Here is a 1,062-nt window from a genome sequence, read left to right on the forward strand (position 1 = left end):
AGATGTCCTTGGTCGCCAGCCCCGCCGGGCCTTTGAGCACGGCGAAGCGCTGCTCGGGCAAGGTCAGCGGATGCAGGATTTCGCCGATGCCTTCAACGAAGGCCGGGCCGCCGCCGAGGAAGAAGGGCAGGTCGGCGCCGAGCTTCAAGCCGAGCGCTATCAGGCGGTCCAGCGGCAGGCGCAGATCCCAGAGCCGGTTCAGCGCCAGCAGCGTCGTCGCCGCATCCGACGAGCCGCCGCCCATGCCGGCACCGGCAGGCAGCCGCTTTTCCAGGTGGATGTCGGCGCCGAGCGTGCAGCCGGTCTCGGTTTGCAGCAGGCGAGCGGCGCGCAGGCAGAGGTCATCGGCGGGCAGGGCGCCTGCGAGCACATCATGGCGATGCAGCCGCCCGTCCGAGCGAATCTCCACATGCAATGTGTCCGCCCAATCGATCAGCACAAAGACTGACTGCAGCAGGTGGTAGCCATCAGGCCGCTTGCCGATCACATGCAAAAAGAGGTTGAGCTTGGCGGGCGCGGCCAGGTCGTACAGCGCCTTCATTCGCCGCTGTCCAGCCGGGCGCGCAGCGTGACGGTGGGTTCGGCCAGGCGCGTGGCGACGAGGGCGGGCAGCTTGGGTTCGATGCGCCAGCCCAGTTGCTCGAAGCCGCTCGTCGTCGTGCGGTGTGGCGCGGCGGGCCAGGGTCGGGCCTGCAGCCAGTCAAACAGCGCGGCAACCGGCACCGGCTCGCCCAGCAACTCGCGGGTCAATGCGTCGAGGTCGTCGAAGCGGCGCTCGTCGCCGGGCGTCTGCAGCGTGACGCGGCCGGGCTGCCAGTTCGCGCGGGCTACCAGGGCGCCGAGCGGCGATGTCAGCTCCAGCCGACCAGCCTGCGGGCCGCCGAACAGTTCGAAGCTGGCCGCACCGCCGGTGCCACGGTTGTGCGCATCGCCGGCCACCGTCACGCTGATGCGGCCGCTGAGCCGGGACTCCTGGCCAGCGGGCGGCGCCTGAGGCAACTGCGCGCAGCCGGCAATGGCGAGCGCGAGGAGCAGGGCGGCCAGCCTCATCGCGGCTTGACC

General features: G+C 70.7%; 2 protein-coding genes. Both read right to left on the reverse strand.

Annotated features, from left to right (window positions below; all coding sequences use genetic code 11):
• On the reverse strand, positions 1–541 hold a 541-nt coding region (gene ispE / locus AC1DU6_RS32460), incomplete at its 3' end, for a 4-(cytidine 5'-diphospho)-2-C-methyl-D-erythritol kinase (RefSeq protein WP_477862354.1).
• Positions 538–1,062, reverse strand: a 525-nt coding sequence (locus tag AC1DU6_RS32465) for an outer membrane lipoprotein LolB (RefSeq protein WP_477862356.1), incomplete at its 5' end; no start/stop codon positions are given. The genes ispE and AC1DU6_RS32465, both read right to left, overlap by 4 nt.

This window comes from Roseateles sp. P5_B10 (assembly GCF_056400485.1).